The organism is Streptococcus infantis (assembly GCF_015546995.1).
GTDB classification, from domain to species: domain Bacteria; phylum Bacillota; class Bacilli; order Lactobacillales; family Streptococcaceae; genus Streptococcus; species Streptococcus infantis_J.
In genome coordinates this window covers 1-16296 of the sequence record NZ_JADMUH010000014.1, presented here as the reverse complement: position 1 = coordinate 16296, position 16296 = coordinate 1, and the positions used below count along the sequence as shown (strand labels likewise).

Annotated in this window: 18 protein-coding genes; 7 read left to right on the top strand and 11 right to left on the bottom strand. The window is 37.6% G+C overall.

All coding sequences use genetic code 11. The features are described 5' to 3' along the window. Positions 1–84 precede the first annotated feature (84 nt). From I1J71_RS05970 to I1J71_RS05960, 3 genes are read left to right on the top strand one after another with little or no spacing between them, the layout of a single operon-like run. The gene (locus I1J71_RS05970) at positions 85–771 is read left to right on the top strand and encodes a phosphopantothenate--cysteine ligase (protein WP_195184085.1); all 687 of its coding nucleotides are present in this window, start codon (positions 85–87) and stop codon (positions 769–771) included. A 14-nt stretch (positions 772–785) separates the two neighbouring features. Then, positions 786–1337, top strand: a complete 552-nt coding sequence (gene coaC / locus I1J71_RS05965; protein ID WP_195184084.1) for a phosphopantothenoylcysteine decarboxylase — start codon at positions 786–788, stop codon at positions 1335–1337. Next, on the top strand, positions 1321–1884 hold the full coding sequence (locus tag I1J71_RS05960) for an ECF transporter S component (protein ID WP_195184083.1): 564 nt from the start codon (positions 1321–1323) through the stop codon (positions 1882–1884). The genes coaC and I1J71_RS05960 overlap by 17 nt, the downstream gene beginning before the upstream one ends. A 35-nt stretch (positions 1885–1919) precedes the next feature. Here the strand turns inward: I1J71_RS05960 and udk are convergent, their stop codons facing one another. From udk to I1J71_RS05945, 3 genes are all read right to left on the bottom strand, one after another. Next, positions 1920–2558, bottom strand: coding sequence for a uridine kinase (udk, locus tag I1J71_RS05955; protein WP_004253618.1), 639 nt, complete (start codon positions 2556–2558; stop codon positions 1920–1922). Between the two features lie 121 nt (positions 2559–2679). Beyond that, on the bottom strand, positions 2680–4413 hold the full coding sequence (ptsP, locus tag I1J71_RS05950) for a phosphoenolpyruvate--protein phosphotransferase (RefSeq protein WP_195184106.1): 1734 nt from the start codon (positions 4411–4413) through the stop codon (positions 2680–2682). A 4-nt stretch (positions 4414–4417) separates the two neighbouring features. Next, positions 4418–4681: a phosphocarrier protein HPr gene (locus I1J71_RS05945; RefSeq protein ID WP_000146952.1), complete on the bottom strand. Its 264-nt coding sequence runs from the start codon at positions 4679–4681 to the stop codon at positions 4418–4420. 360 nt (positions 4682–5041) lie between these two features. Between I1J71_RS05945 and nrdH the strand changes: the two genes are divergently transcribed. From nrdH to I1J71_RS05925, 4 genes are all read left to right on the top strand, one after another. Then, entirely contained in the window at positions 5042–5260 is a 219-nt protein-coding gene (gene nrdH, locus I1J71_RS05940) for a glutaredoxin-like protein NrdH (RefSeq protein WP_036757515.1), read from the top strand. Positions 5261–5329: 69 nt separating this feature from the next. Next, entirely contained in the window at positions 5330–7489 is a 2160-nt protein-coding gene (gene nrdE / locus I1J71_RS05935; RefSeq protein WP_195184082.1) for a class 1b ribonucleoside-diphosphate reductase subunit alpha, read from the top strand. Positions 7490–7626: 137 nt separating this feature from the next. Then, positions 7627–8589 carry a class 1b ribonucleoside-diphosphate reductase subunit beta gene (gene nrdF, locus I1J71_RS05930; protein WP_006148574.1) on the top strand — a complete coding sequence of 321 codons (963 nt, stop codon included), beginning with the start codon at positions 7627–7629 and terminating at the stop codon, positions 8587–8589. Positions 8590–8720: 131 nt separating this feature from the next. After that, positions 8721–9488 carry a DeoR/GlpR family DNA-binding transcription regulator gene (locus tag I1J71_RS05925; protein WP_195184081.1) on the top strand — a complete coding sequence of 256 codons (768 nt, stop codon included), beginning with the start codon at positions 8721–8723 and terminating at the stop codon, positions 9486–9488. A gap of 49 nt (positions 9489–9537) precedes the next feature. On the opposite strand, the gene lacD is transcribed toward I1J71_RS05925, so the two are convergent. The 8 genes from lacD to I1J71_RS05885 form a co-directional block, all read right to left on the bottom strand. Next, complete coding sequence (gene lacD / locus I1J71_RS05920) at positions 9538–10518, bottom strand: tagatose-bisphosphate aldolase (RefSeq protein ID WP_006148581.1); 981 nt, start codon at positions 10516–10518, stop codon at positions 9538–9540. A gap of 1 nt (position 10519) precedes the next feature. Then, on the bottom strand, positions 10520–11449 hold the full coding sequence (locus I1J71_RS05915) for a tagatose-6-phosphate kinase (RefSeq protein ID WP_195184080.1): 930 nt from the start codon (positions 11447–11449) through the stop codon (positions 10520–10522). A gap of 10 nt (positions 11450–11459) precedes the next feature. Continuing rightward, complete coding sequence (lacB, locus tag I1J71_RS05910; protein WP_001216925.1) at positions 11460–11975, bottom strand: galactose-6-phosphate isomerase subunit LacB; 516 nt, start codon at positions 11973–11975, stop codon at positions 11460–11462. Positions 11976–12122: 147 nt separating this feature from the next. Next, a complete protein-coding gene (gene lacA, locus I1J71_RS05905; protein ID WP_006148584.1) occupies positions 12123–12548 on the bottom strand; it encodes a galactose-6-phosphate isomerase subunit LacA in 426 nt (141 codons plus the stop codon). A 263-nt stretch (positions 12549–12811) separates the two neighbouring features. After that, positions 12812–13705 (bottom strand): aldose 1-epimerase family protein, encoded by an 894-nt coding sequence (locus I1J71_RS05900; protein WP_195184079.1) that lies wholly within the window; start codon positions 13703–13705, stop codon positions 12812–12814. Between the two features lie 94 nt (positions 13706–13799). Beyond that, on the bottom strand, positions 13800–15275 hold the full coding sequence (locus tag I1J71_RS05895; protein WP_195184078.1) for a PTS galactitol transporter subunit IIC: 1476 nt from the start codon (positions 15273–15275) through the stop codon (positions 13800–13802). Between the two features lie 44 nt (positions 15276–15319). Continuing rightward, positions 15320–15625: a PTS sugar transporter subunit IIB gene (locus tag I1J71_RS05890; RefSeq protein ID WP_006151856.1), complete on the bottom strand. Its 306-nt coding sequence runs from the start codon at positions 15623–15625 to the stop codon at positions 15320–15322. Positions 15626–15666: 41 nt separating this feature from the next. Then, positions 15667–16143: a PTS sugar transporter subunit IIA gene (locus I1J71_RS05885; RefSeq protein ID WP_006148588.1), complete on the bottom strand. Its 477-nt coding sequence runs from the start codon at positions 16141–16143 to the stop codon at positions 15667–15669. Positions 16144–16296: the final 153 nt, after the last annotated feature.

Below are 16296 nucleotides of genomic sequence, written 5' to 3'. Positions count from 1 at the left end.
TTTATAAAGATAAACTATAGGAATTGAATCAAATACTGAACCGCTTTCTTTGACATGCAAATATTTTTTGTGTAAAATGATGCTATGAAAATTTTAGTAACTTCTGGTGGTACTAGTGAGGCTATAGACCGTGTTCGCTCTATCACTAATCACTCTACAGGTCGTCTTGGCTTGGTTATAACAGAAGCTTTAATAAAAGCAGGTCATGAAGTTTGCTTGATTACAACTTCTCATGCAATTAAACCAGCTAGTCATCCAAATCTTAAAATTATAGAAATTAAGAATACTTTGGATTTACTTGAGGAGATGCGAAATCTTGTTAAAGATTACCAAGTTTTAATTCATTCTATGGCTGTATCTGACTATACCCCGGTCTACATGACAAATATAGATGAGGTTCAAGCTAGTCAAGATTTATCGGAATTTCTAACTAAGCATAATACTGAGACCAAAATTTCTTCAAAGGAAGATGCTCAGATTCTTTTTCTTAAGAAAAATCCTAAGATTATTTCTCTGGTCAAAGAATGGAATCCTAAGATTCACCTGATAGGATTTAAATTACTGGTTGATGTCAGTCAGGAACATCTGATTCAAGTTGCTCGGGAAAGTCTTGAAAAGAACCAAGCTGATTTAATTGTCGCAAACGACCTTACTCAGATTAGTAGCGACCAACATAAGGCTTACTTAGTTGAAAAAAATTCTTTCCAAACCGCTACTAGTAAACACGAAATTGCGGATTTACTTCTCAAGAAAATCCAGACTTATGAGTAAAAGAAAGGAATATTATGGCCCGTATTACACTTGCTATTACAGGATCTATCGCCGCATACAAGACAGTTGACCTAGTTAGTTCTTTGAAAAAACAGGGGCATTCAGTAACTGTTCTTATGACCCAGGCTGCAACAGCATTTATTCAACCTTTAACTCTACAAGTACTATCACAAAATACAGTACATCTCGATGTCATGCAGGAACCTTTTCCAGACCAAGTGAATCACATTCAAATAGGAAAAGAAACAGATTTATTTATCGTGGTACCAGCAACAGCCAATACAATCGCTAAATTAGCTCACGGTTTTGCTGACAATATGGTGACTGCTACTGCTCTTGCTTTGCCACACTTTGTACCTAAACTATTGGCTCCAGCTATGAACACAAAGATGTATGACCATCCTGCTACCCAAGCTAATCTTAAAACTTTAGAAGATTATGGTTATACAATTATTTCTCCCAAAGATTCGCTACTCGCATGCGGCGATATCGGTCGTGGCGCTCTCGCTGATCTTGAAAGTATTTTACAAGAAATAAAGGATAAACTTCATGAACAAACGCTCTAATATTGCTCCAATTGCTATCTTTTTTGCCATTATGATTGTAATTCATTTACTGAGCTCGATTTTATTTAATGTACTTCCATTTCCAATCAAACCAACCATCGTTCACATTCCGGTAATTATTGCAAGTATTATATACGGACCAAGAATTGGCGCGACCTTAGGTTTTTTGATGGGAATGCTTAGCTTGACGGTCAATACGATCACAATCCTACCAACAAGCTATCTCTTCTCACCATTTGTACCAAACGGTAATTTTTATTCAATTGTCATTGCAATTGTTCCTCGTGTCTTAATCGGTTTAACACCCTATTTCGTCTATAAACTACTAAAAGGAAAAGCTGGGCTAATCTTCGCAGGTGCCCTTGGTTCTTTAACAAATACCGTATTTGTCTTAGGTGGTATCTTCTTCCTCTTTGGAAATGTTTATAACGGAGACATCCAACTGCTACTCGCATCTGTAATATCAACAAATTCGATAGCAGAGTTAATTATCTCGGCTGTTTTAACTCTCGTCATCGTTCCGAGACTTGAAAAGATTAAACAATAAAAACTGTATCAAGAGATACAGTTTTTTTATTTCTATTACTGGGCTAAACGGGCTTCTTCTAAAATCTTTTCAATCTTTGTTGTCAACAAATCAATTGCTACTGTATTTGTCACTCCTTCTGGAATAACGATATCTGCATAACGCTTTGTCGGCTCGATAAATTGATGATACATGGGTTTTACTACACCAAGATACTGATCAATAACGCTATCCAAACTACGACCACGTTCTTCCATATCGCGTTTAATACGACGGATGATACGAACATCATCATCAGTATCTACGAAAATCTTAATATCCATCAAATCACGAAGTCGTTTGTCTTCCAAAACCAATATTCCTTCTACGATAAAAACATCTTGAGGTTCTTGGCGATAAGTCTTCGAACTTCTTGTATGGGCAGCATAATCATAGGTAGGAATATCAACAGGACGTCCTGCCAATAATTCTTTAATTTGCGCAATCATTAAATCAGTATCAAAAGCAAAAGGATGGTCATAGTTGGTTTTGATACGCTCCTCAAAGGTTAAATGAGATTGATCTTTATAATAGGAATCATGCTCAATCATGGCAATTTTTTCATTGGGGAAATGCGATAAGATTGCTTTAGAAACGCTGGTTTTCCCTCCCCCAGATCCCCCTGTTACTCCGATAATGATTGGTCTATTTTGCATAGTTGCCTCCGTATTTTTCCTTTGTCTATTTTACCATATTTTTAGAAAATTTTACAGGTGGACTTTTTAAATTAGCGTACAAAAAAACCTTGTAGTTTTATCTTACAAGGTTTTAATGTTTTTAATCTAAGTTAACGTATTCTTTAGAAAGTTCAAGAACTTCTTCCATTGTTGAACATTCAGTAAGAGCACGGTTAGCGTATTCTTGCATCTTAGCTGTGTCGAGTTTCTTCATCAAGCTACGTGTACGAAGTACTGATGTAGCTGACATCGAGAACTCATCCAAGCCCATTCCAACAAGGAGTGGAACCGCAGTTTGGTCACCTGCCATTTCGCCACACATACCAGCCCATTTACCTTCAGCATGAGCTGCTTTGATAACATTGTTAATCAAGCGAAGGATTGATGGATTGTATGGTTGGTAAAGATATGAAACTTGTTCGTTCATACGGTCAGCAGCCATTGTGTATTGGATCAAGTCGTTTGTACCAATTGAGAAGAAATCAACTTCTTTAGCAAATTGATCAGCAAGCATAGCTGCAGCAGGAATTTCAATCATGATACCTACTTGGATATCATCTGCAACTGCAACACCTTCAGCAACCAATTTCGCTTTTTCTTCTTCAAGAATAGCTTTAGCAGTACGGAACTCTTTCAATAAAGCAACCATTGGGAACATGATACGCAATTTACCGTGAACAGATGCACGAAGCAATGCACGCAATTGTGTACGGAACATTTGGTTACCAGTTTCAGAGATTGAGATACGCAAAGCACGGTAACCCAAGAATGGGTTCATTTCTTTAGGAAGATCAAAGTAAGGAAGTTCTTTATCCCCACCGATATCCATTGTACGAACAACAACAGGTTTACCGTTCATACCTTCAAGAACTGCTTTGTAAGCTTCGTATTGATCGTCTTCAGTTGGGAAGTCTTGAGAATCCATGTACAAGAATTCAGTACGGTAGAGACCAACTGCTTCCGCACCGTTTTCGTTCACACCTTCAACGTCTTTAGGTGTACCGATGTTCGCAGCCAACTCAAAGTGTTTACCATCAGCAGTAACTGTTTTAGCATCTTTCAAAAGAGCCCATTCAGCTTTTTGTTGAGCGTAAGCTTCACCAGCTGCTTTAAACTCAGCAATTTGTTCTTCAGTTGGATTAATAACAACTTCACCTGAAATACCTGAAACTGCCAGAACATCACCATCTTTTACAAGGTCAGTAATGTTGTTTGTACCCAAAACAGCAGCAATTTCAAGTGTACGAGCCATGATAGCTGAGTGGCTTGTACGTCCACCAATGTTCGTTACAAAAGCTTTTACAAAGTTTTTGTCCAATTGAGCAGTATCAGATGGAGTCAAGTCGTGTGCAATGACAATTACTTCTTCATTAATAGAAGCTGGGTTTGGTAATTTCTTACCAAGAAGATTTGCCAAAACACGTTTGGTAACGTCGCGAATATCCGCTGCACGTTCTTGCATGTATGGATTGTCTTCCATTCCCTCAAAGATAGTAATAAACATGTCTGTTACTTCTTTAAGACCTGCTTCTGCATTTACTTTTTTTGCACGAATAGTTTCTTTAATCTGACCAATCAATTCAGGGTCAGCAAGAACCATCAAGTGAGCGTCAAATACTTGCGCCGCTTCTTCACCAAGCGTACCTACAGCTTTCTCGCGAATAAGAGAAAGCTCGTTTTGAGAAGCTTCAAGAGCAACATCCAAACGAGCCTCTTCTGCATTTGTATCTTCGACTGTAACAGTCTCGAACGATAAATCCGGTTGAACGAGTAGATATGCTTTAGCAACTGCAACACCATCAGATGCTGCGATTCCTTTAAGCATTTCTGTCATATTCTTATGCCAATCCTTCTTTTTCCATTGTTTCTGAGATAGCAGCGATAGCGTCATCAGCGTCTGCACCTTCAGCAGTGATTGTAACGTCAGCACCTTGACCAACACCAAGGCTCATAACACCCATGATAGATTTAAGGTTTACTGATTTACCTTTGTATTCAAGAGTGATATCTGAAGCAAATTTGCTAGCTGTTTGTACCAACAATGTTGCTGGACGTGCGTGAATACCTGTTTCTGCCACTACGTGGAAATCTTTAGAAGCCATAATTTGACTCTCCTTTAAATGTTTTCTTTTTGAGTTATATCTGATAACCCTTACAATTTGGTATTATATCACCTTCTAGGATTTTTTTCAAGTATTTTATGGGATTTCTTCTTTTTCCTTTCAGATAACTTGCTGAAAATCTTCTATTTTATGTATCAAAATACATCATGTAGTTTTTTATAATTTTAACATTTAGAAAACGCTGTTATTTATGGGTTTTATTTTTTGCAATCACTATATATTGTGTTCAGATAACTCTCATCTAAAAAAAATCTACAATATTTAGTTTTTCTTCGTTGACAAAGATTTTTTTTCTGATATACTTAAGAAGTAATTAAATTTTGAAAGAGGAGTTACAGAATGGTAACCGTTTATTCTAAAAACAATTGTGTTCAATGTAAAATGACCAAACGATTCTTAGATAGTAACAAAATCGCATATCGCGAAATCAATCTTGATGAACAACCTGAATTTATTGAACAAGTTAAAGAGCTAGGCTTCAATGCTGCTCCTATCATTCAAACACCAACTGAAGTTTTCTCTGGTTTCCAACCAGCAAAACTTAAAGAACTTGCTTAAGTATCAGGATTAAAAGCTTCTATGTCAATCTTAGAAGCCTTTCTTTTGTAATGAATTAAAGGAAATTTTATGGGATTAAAACAACTTGAGGACGTAACTTACTTCCGTCTAAATAATGAAATCAACCGTCCTGTTAATGGACAAATCATGCTCCACAAAGATAAAGAAGCCTTGGACGCTTTCTTTAAAGAAAATGTTGTGCCAAATTCTATGGTTTTTGATTCTATCACTGATAAAATCGATTACCTTATTAAACAAGACTATATCGAAACAGCGTTTATCAAGAAATATCGTCCAGAATTCTTAGAAGAGCTTTACCAATTTATTAAGGATCAAAACTTCCAATTCAAGTCTTTCATGGCAGCATACAAGTTTTACAATCAATATGCCTTGAAAACTAATGACGGAGAGTACTATCTTGAGAGCATGGAAGACCGTGTCTTCTTTAACGCTCTTTACTTTGCTGATGGTGACGAAGCTATCGCAATTGATATTGCCAATGAAATCATCCACCAGCGTTACCAGCCAGCTACACCTTCTTTCTTGAATGCAGGCCGTGCACGTCGTGGTGAATTGGTATCCTGTTTCTTGATTCAGGTAACAGATGATATGAACTCTATTGGACGTTCTATCAACTCAGCTCTTCAACTTTCACGTATCGGTGGTGGTGTCGGAATTTCCCTCAGCAACCTTCGTGAAGCTGGAGCACCTATCAAAGGGTATGAAGGGGCTGCTTCTGGTGTCGTACCAGTTATGAAGCTTTTCGAAGATAGCTTTTCTTACTCTAACCAACTTGGTCAACGTCAAGGTGCTGGGGTTGTTTACCTCAACGTCTTCCACCCAGACATTATCGCCTTCCTTTCAACTAAGAAAGAAAATGCCGATGAAAAAGTTCGTGTGAAGACTTTATCACTTGGTGTTGTGGTACCAGATAAATTCTACGAATTAGCACGTAAAAACGAAGAAATGTATCTCTTCAGTCCTTATTCTGTTGAAAAAGAGTATGGCGTACCTTTCAACTATATTGATATCACTGAAAAATACGATGAATTGGTTGCAAATCCAAACATCCGCAAGATAAAAATAAAGGCGCGTGATTTGGAAACAGAAATCTCTAAATTGCAACAAGAATCTGGCTATCCATATGTTGTCAATATCGATACGGCTAACCGCGCAAATCCAGTTGATGGAAAAATCATTATGAGTAACTTGTGTTCTGAGATTCTTCAAGTTCAAGAACCAAGCTTGATTAATGACGCACAAGAATTCATTAAAATGGGTACTGACGTTTCATGTAACCTTGGTTCAACCAACGTGGTCAACATGATGACTTCACCTGATTTTGGTCGCTCAATCCGAGCTATGGTACGTGCTTTGACCTTCGTTACTGATAGTTCTCACATTGTAGCTGTTCCTACTATCGACCATGGAAATAGCCAAGCTCACACATTCGGACTTGGTGCTATGGGACTTCACAGCTACCTTGCCCAACAACTGATCGAATATGGATCACCTGAGTCTATTGAGTTCACCAGCATTTACTTTATGCTCATGAACTACTGGACTCTCGTTGAATCAAACAACATCGCACGTGAACGAGGTGTTACCTTCCACAACTTTGAAAAATCAGACTACGCAAACGGAAGCTACTTCGACAAGTATGTAACAGGCGAGTTTGTTCCAAAATCTGATCGTGTCAAAGAACTCTTTGAAGGTATCTTTATCCCGTCTGCAGCTGACTGGGCTGAACTTCGTGATAAAGTTAAAGCAGACGGTCTTTACCACCAAAACCGTTTAGCTGTCGCACCAAATGGATCAATCAGTTATATCAACGATGTTTCTGCTTCTATCCACCCAATCACGCAACGTATTGAAGAACGACAAGAGAAGAAAATTGGTAAGATTTACTATCCTGCTGCAGGATTGTCAACTGAAACAATTCCTTACTACACTTCTGCCTATGACATGGATATGCGTAAAGTAATTGATGTTTATGCTGCTGCAACTGAGCACGTAGACCAAGGGCTTTCACTCACTCTCTTCATGCGTAGTGATATCCCAACAGGTCTTTATGAATGGAAGAAAGAGAACAAACAAACAACACGTGACCTTTCTATCCTTCGTAACTACGCCTTTAACAAAGGAATCAAGTCTATCTACTACGTTCGTACCTACACAGATGACGGCGGTGAAGTTGGTGCTAACCAATGTGAAAGCTGTGTGATTTAAAATCTCACTAAAATCTTGATTACAAAGATAAGGTAACATCAAAAAGTCGGTACTCCGACTTTTTGTGAGGTAGCCCAATCACACAAGGCTAGAACATTCATCACTATTTTAAAAAAATCAAAAGAAAGAGATTTGTAATGGAAACTTACTACAAAGCCATTAACTGGAATGCCATTGAAGATGTCATTGATAAATCAACTTGGGAAAAACTAACCGAACAATTTTGGTTAGATACACGTATCCCTTTGTCAAATGACTTAGATGACTGGAGAAAGTTATCAAATCAAGAAAAAGACTTGGTAGGAAAAGTCTTTGGCGGTTTAACACTTTTGGATACCATGCAGTCTGAAACAGGGGTAAATGCCCTTCGCGCTGATATTCGTACTCCTCACGAAGAGGCTGTGTTTAACAACATCCAATTCATGGAATCTGTCCACGCTAAATCTTATTCTTCTATTTTCTCAACCTTGAATACCAAGACTGAGATTGAAGAAATCTTTGAATGGACTGATACAAACCCATATCTTCAGAAAAAAGCACAAATCATCAATGAAATTTACCTCAATGGTACTCCTCTTGAAAAGAAAGTAGCCAGTGTATTCCTTGAAACCTTCCTCTTCTATTCTGGTTTCTTTACACCACTCTACTATCTTGGAAATAACAAATTGGCAAACGTTGCTGAAATCATCAAACTTATTATTCGTGACGAATCTGTTCACGGAACATACATTGGTTATAAATTCCAACTTGGTTTCAACGAATTACCAGAAGAAGAGCAAGAAAAGTTAAAGGACTGGATGTACGACCTCCTCTACACTCTTTATGAAAATGAGGAAGGTTATACAGAGAGTTTATATGATGGTGTTGGTTGGACTGAAGAGGTTAAAACTTTCCTTCGCTACAACGCCAATAAAGCTCTTATGAATCTAGGACAAGATCCTCTCTTCCCTGACTCAGCTGACGATGTAAACCCAATTGTTATGAACGGGATTTCAACTGGTACATCCAACCACGACTTCTTCTCTCAAGTTGGTAATGGTTATCTACTTGGTGAAGTTGAAGCTATGCAGGACGATGATTATAACTACGGATTAGACTAATTAAAAAATATAAAAACATCTGAGTTAAAAACAAACACAGATGTTTTTTGTTTTTGTTTATTTTTGTTTTGTTTAAGTTGCTTAGATGTTTAAAATATGATAAAATGATATTGGATATGGGGGGTGATTCAATGCTAAAACAAGAAAAACTAGATGTGATTTTAGAGATTGTCAATACAAGAGGAACCATCACAGTCAAAGAAATAATGAATCGTTTAGATATTTCTGATATGACTGCTCGACGTTATCTGCAAGAGTTAGCTGACAAAGATCTACTTGTTCGAGTACATGGAGGCGCTGAAAAACTTCGTTCTGGTTCTCTATTAGCAAATGAACGCTCGAATGTCGAAAAACAAGGTCTTCAGATTGCTGAAAAACAAGAAATCGCAAAATTTGCTGGTCATTTAGTCGAAGAAAGAGAAACGATTTTTATCGGTCCAGGTACTACTCTTGAGTTCTTTGCGCGTGAACTTCCGATAGATAATATTCGTGTGGTAACAAATAGCCTTCCTGTTTTCATTATCTTGAATGAACGAAAACTGACTGATTTAATTTTGATTGGCGGAAATTATCGAGAAATCACCGGTGCCTTTGTCGGAACCTTAACGCTCCAAGATATCGAAAGTCTTCAATACTCTAAAGCTTTTGTTAGTTGCAATGGTATAAAAGATCATGCTATCGCTACTTTTAGCGAAGATGAAGGTGAAGTCCAAAAGCTAGCATTAAATAATGCTAATAAAAAGATTCTTCTTGCTGACCACAGTAAATTTAATAAGTTTGATTTTTATACTTTCTATAATATCGCTGATATTGATACGATAATTTCAGATTCAAAACTTAGCCAAGAAACCCTAAAAACTTTGTCCAAACAAACTAAAATTATTAAGTCTACATCTTAAAAAGTCTCACCAATGGTGAGACTTTTTTTATTATATTTTTTACTCGGATTTACACACGTTCGGTCCATGAAGTTGCTGTTGTTTTAAGAACTTTGTTGAGTTCATCGATGTTCTCAAAACCAGTCGTACGAAGCCATTCGCGAGCTGCTGCTTCACCGTCTTTGATATAAGCTTCAACTGATCCAGCCCATGTTGCACGTCCACAAAGAACACCATTGAAGTTTGCACCTGATTCGTGGGCAAATACAAGAGTTTCTTGGAAGAGCTTAGCTGATACACCTGCACTCAAGTAGATGTATGGCAAGTTAGTAGCTTCGTCTTGAGCTTTAAAGAAGTCTGCAGCTTCTTCACGTGTGTGAACGATTTCGCCATCGCCAAATCCTTCAACGTATTTCACGTTAACTGGAACTTCCACTTTCAAAACATCAATGTTAAAGCGAGGGTCTGAGAAGACCTTCATAGCACCGATAACCTTGCGTGGTTTTACTTTAGCGTATTCGGCAGAACCAGCGTCCGCAATCTTTTCATCGTAAGCCAAGATTTCAAGGAAGAATGGAATGTCCTCAGCTACACACTCAGAACCAATACGTTCAATGTAGGCTTGTTTTTGTTGGTTAAGTTCGTCAGAACTATCTACGTCATAGTAAAGCAAGAACTTAACAGCATCTGCACCTTGTTCCTTGATACGTTTTGCAGACCAAACATCCAAGCAGTCTGGCAAGCGTTTTGTACTTGTTGTATCGTATCCTGTTTTCTCATAAGCAAGGAGAAGACCAGCATTTGGATCAAGAGCTTTTGTAGCTGGAAGTCCGTACTCAGGGTCAAGTAGCATAGATGAAGCATATTTAGTCAATTCATCTGCTACCAATACTTTAAGTTCTTCCATTTGAGCAACTGTTGGCTCTTCTGTTTGGTATTGAGCCATGAGGCGTTTCAAAGCACCACGTTGGTCAAAGGCCAGAGCTGAGATGATACCATTCTCATCAGAGAGTTTTTGCATACAAGCGCGTTTATTTTCTGTTAAAACCATTTTATACCTCTTTTACAATTAATTGGTCATAGAGACCTTGATAGTTAGCCATATTGACATGACCGGTCATTTTTTCTTGAGCATTTAGCATACCAAGGACATTAGCCTTAGTCAGTAATTCTTGATCCGTTTCTTTATGGAAAAGACCTGAAGCAATACCTGCCACTGTAGAATCTCCAGAACCGACTGGATTTACTACTTGAATTCTTGGAATATCTACTTTGTAGAAAGTGTTACCGTGTTTGGCAAAGGCACCATTAGCGCCTAAGGAAACGATAATCCACTCGATTCCATCAAATAGTGGTTCTTGAAGAACTTCTTTTAATTCATCCAAGTCTTTAGTAATTTCTCTTCCCAAAAGTTGAGATAATTCTTCATTATTTGGTTTGATAACTGTTGGCTTATGTGGAGATTCAAGAACCGCCTGAAGTGAAGCTCCTGAACAATCCAAGACAACAGGTTTACCAGCTTGGTTAGCAAGTTCAACCAGACTAGCATAGTAATCAACTGGAAGTCCTGCAGGTAGACTACCTGAAATGGCCACTACCTCTACAGTCTCTAAAAGTTCTTTGAAATGAGCCAAGAAATCTTGACCTTCTTTTTCTTGAACTTCAGGACCTTTTTCTAGGATTTCTGTTTGGCTTTCTCCATGTAGAATTGCGATACAGTTACGGGTTTCACCTTGAATAGAGAAGAAACGTTTGCTTACTTTATCATCAATATTTTCTACTAAAAAATCACCCAGTTTACCACCGACAAGTCCTGTTGCGACTACGGAGTCACCAAATTCTGATAGGACACGAGTAACGTTAAGACCTTTACCACCAGCCGTCTTAGTTACATCTACAACACGGTTGACAGTGTCAATTTTTAATTCATCCAAAGGATAGGAAATATCAATGGATGGGTTCATTGTGACTGTTAAAATCATAAGTCACCTCTTAGTCGTGGTATTCACCACGATCCCATTTTTCAAGGAATTCTGTAAAGAAGTTGGCATCCGTTTGATGGTCGTTATGAGTTTCAACGTGTTGGATTTTAGCGATCAATTTTTTGTTTTCTTCTGATGGTTTGTATTCAGCGTTGATGAAAGCTTCAATGATATCACACATGAGCAATTCACCAGTGATTTTACCACCAAATCCGATTACGTTGGCATTCAATTGTTCTTTAGCATAAAGAGCTGTTGTCATATCACGAACTAATGCTGAACGAACACCAGGAACTTTATTAACAGCATTATTAATACCTACACCAGTACCACAGATACATACACCAAGATCAGCTTGTCCACTAACTACTGCTTCACCAACTTTTTTACCAAAGATAGGGTAGTGGGTACGAGCATGGTCATAAGTACCAAAGTCGATAACTTCATGTCCTTTTGATTTCAAAAATTCTGAAACAGCCATTTTTTCATTTGTTACGATGTGGTCACATCCGATTGCAATTCTCATTAGTTATTCCCTCCGATTAATTGTATAAATCTAATATCATTTATCTTACTCAAGAAAAATCAAGATTAGCTTAGGAAGCGAGCTGCGAGCATAACTGAGGTTAGCTAAAGTGAGCTGACGACAGATTATCTTGATTTTTGAAGAGTATTAGCACATTTTGTTCAACATGTCGACCCTGATTTGGTGACGACCACCGTCGTATTTACCATTCACAAAGCCTTTAGCAATATTTTTAGCTAATTCATCACCAACAAGTTGAGCACCCATCGTAATCATACGTGAGTTGTTGTGACCGCGAGTCATATAAGCTGAACGTTCATCAGAAACTTCTGCAGCAACCATTCCTTTGATTTTAGTAGCAACCATAAACGGACCTGCACCATAAGCATCAATGACGATACCAAGGTTTTGTTCTTCTTTCTTGACTTCTTCCGCAACTGCTAGAGTTACATCAACAAAGTCTTGACCTTCTGCTGTAACATCCACTACGTGGAAGTTTTCTTTTTCCAAGAAGTCTTTTACAACTTCTTTCAATCTTAAACCTGCAGCATCTGCACCAATAACAATAGCCATATTGTATACTCCTTTTTTATAATAGACCAGTAAAACTTTTTGATTCTAGCCTAAAAGAGACCTTTCTCAAATAGTTACTAGTAGTTTTGTTGACAATAATTTAAATTAAGAACAAATATCTTATTCGTTTCTTAATAAGCTTTCTTCAGAGAAAAGCCAGAACAGTAATCTTGTTAAAATAAACACAAATTGTTCTTTATAAACATAATATACTACTATTAGTTGGAAAAGTCAACAATTTATGTTTGTTTTTGTTTATTTTTTTATAAAATCTCGATATCAAATCCAACCTGATCAAAATCACTAGGTTTTATAATCTTAACATCTTTCTTATCTTCCAGTCTATCTCCTTCTTCTATTGAAGTAGACAAACCTGACCATGGTTCCAAGGCAATAAAAGACCCTTTATTAAGAGTTGACCATACGATTAAATATGGAAACTCTTTAAAATCTAGTTTCAAACCTTTATCATGTTTTCTTGAACGCAAAGCTACTGTTCGAGATTCCAACTCATCTAATGTCACAGCATCGAAACTAAAGAAATCAAAATTTAAATCTAATTCTTTTTGATTATTTAACCAGGAACTTCTATCTTTGAAATCTAACATTCCTGTTTCTGGGAAAGGTTTTGGAACTGTACATGTTTCTGGCTTTTCAAATTCAAGATAGTAATCTTCATATACCTCGTCATCTAGTAAGGGACAGTTAAAACCAGGATGCCCACCGATAAAATATGGCATACTCTTTTCTGATTCTTTATTATAGATTTTATACTGAGTACGTATGGTTTTCCCAGTCACTGTATAAGTGATTTCTAAACGAAAATGATAAGGGTAATTTGCATACATTTCTTCATCGTCTTCGATAGCGAATGTAACAGAATTATCTGTTTGTTCTACTAATGTAAATTCTTTTTTTCGTACTAAGCCATGTCGAGGAATTTTTCCTTCTTTTTGACTACCATCTTCCTTATCATAAAGGACCGTATCATTTCTTACTGAACCACATATTGGGAATAATACGGGTGCTTGCCCACTCCAATAAGTTGGATCCCCCTGCCACAAATACTCTACGCCTTCCTTGTCCTTTATGGAAGAAAGCGCTCCTCCAAGTGTTTGAAACTCAACACATAATTGATCTGATTTTAATACAATCATAAGTCTTACCTCCAATTTTCTAAAAAAACTAGGCTGCTGCTCCATAGTGGAAACTGACAACCTAGTTTTTACAATTTACATTTTTAGGAGCAAATTATTTTGCGTTTGCTGCGTATTCTTCGTTACGTTTGATCATTTGTTTTCTGTACCAAGCAAAGATACCGATATAGAAAGCAAGGAATACTACAGCACCAAGGATTGCTTTGATATCACCTGTAGTAGCGTTACCAATTGTCCAACCAAGAAGTTTTTCGATTGGTCCTTCAAGTGTTGAGTGAGTAATGAGTTGAGTTTGGCTTACACCTTCTGGGAAGGCACCTACACCTTTAGCAAGTTCTGTTGCGAATGGTGCGATAAGTGTACCTGAAAGAAGGAAGAGTGGCAACAAGAGAGTTCCGAAGATAATCATACGGAGTAATTTACCACGAGTAACTACCAAGAGAGCTGGAGTCACACCCATTGCGATGATACCAGCAAGTGGCAAGATACCATTTCCGACTTTTGAAAGAAGCACTGCTTCTACCAACATGATTGGAGCAAGTACGTTCGCACAAGCCCAGATTTCAGCACGACCAGCGATAAATGGCCAGTCAAGACCGATGTTGAATTTACGTCCTTGAAGACGTTTAGTAGCAACGTTTGTAATACCTTGTGAAAGTGGTTCTACGGCTGCGATGAACCATGAACCGATCAATGAGAAGAGCTCCAAGCAGACACCGGCAGTCAAACCGAGTGACAACCAACCTTTAATAACAAGTTCCCATGAAGATGCATCTTCTACACCAGCGACTGGATGTGGAGTTCCCATCAAACCGATAACGATACCGAGGATGAAACCGATGAAGAATTTAGATCCCCAGAAACCGATTCGTTTGTTCAATTTAGCAGCGTCAAAGTCGTATTTATCAAGACCTGGGAAGAATTTATCAAAAATCTTATCCAAAACCATGATAACTGGGTTCATCATGTAGTTCATGTGAGTTGAAGTCATTGGTGATGAACTTGGTGCGTTAAGAAGGTCATCAAATGTTGGTTTCATCAAGTCAGAGTTGATAATTTTAAGAACCCCAACAAGAACAACTGCTGCAGTCGCGATGAAGAGTGAAACTCCTTGGCTAACTCCATTGTTGTCAGCGTACCATTTAATCAAAAGACCAGTGATAGACAAGTGCCAGATATCGAAGATATCAACGTCAAGTGTATCAGTTTTCTTTATTGCAAGCATCACAACGTTGACAATCAACATGATGAGCAAGAAGTAAAGTGTCCAAGCAGATCCCCAAGTGATTGTTGCAAGTGGTGCCCAACCAACGTCGGTGATGTTCAATTGAATACCAGTATTTTCAACGAATTTTGCAAGTGAAGCTGAGAAAGCTCCATTAAGCATTCCGATGATAGCACCGATACCAGTAAGTGCGATGGCAAGTTTGATACCACCTTCAAGTGCTTTGGAGAATTTAACTCCGAAAAGCAAGGCCAATACTGTCAAAATGATCAGCATGATGATTGGGCCACCCATAGCCAAGATAGGTTTAAAAATATCGTTGGCTAGATTGATAATGAAATCCATAATTTTTCCTCCCTTTATTTTTATGGAAAATTACAAAATAATAATTAACTTAATCCGTGTTCTTTGATTGCTGCTTCAATATTGTCATAAACTGGAGCGCTCATTGCTGGAATACGGAACAAGATTGGTCCAGCTTCTACTACTGGGATACCAGGGTCAAAACCTAAGTCTGTTGCAGCAATTGGTGTGAAGATATCATAACCTTTAATCAAGTCTTCGTTGACATCTTTAACCATAACTGCGTCACACTGTACGTCGTATCCACGGCTAGATAGCTCTTCTTCTAGAGCGCTTTTAATTTGGTGGCTTGAGTTAACACCTGCACCACATGCAGCAAGAATTTTAATCATTTGGATTTCCTCCGTTTTATATTTACTATTTATTTATGAATTTAAGCAGTTGCTTCTGAGATATACTGGAACAAAGCTTCTGGTTCTGTAATCTTAGAAAGTGCTTCTAGATGACCATTACCTGTAAAGAAGTCCATCAATTGAGCAAGAATATTAGTTTGACTCGAACTTGAATTATTGATGATAAAGAAGAGTAACGATACTTCTACTTCCTTGTCAGGAGCAATCATGTTGTGGAATGTTACTGGTTTCGCTAAGCGAACCACAACAACGTTTTCAGTTAAATTATGAATCGTATCAGTGTGAGGGATTGCTACATTTGGCAAGTCCTTCCCTAGAAATTCCATATCTAAACCGGTTGGAAACATTTTTTCACGTTCAATCAATGCCGATCGATAGGTATCCGTAACAACTTTCTTTTCTTCCAATAGGGTTGCAACTTGATCAAATAGTTGCTCTTGATTATCTGCTTCTAGACAAAAAACTAAGTCTTTGCTGAAGAAATGATCTAATCCCATGACCTTCTCCCTTCATATTTAACTTTTATGATACAAGTATAACACTATATGAAACCGTTGTCAATGTTTTTTGTTGTATTTTGTTTGATTTTTATTTTTTTTGTTTGATTTTAAACAACAAATAATTTCAAATAGTTTTGAAAAAAGATAGAA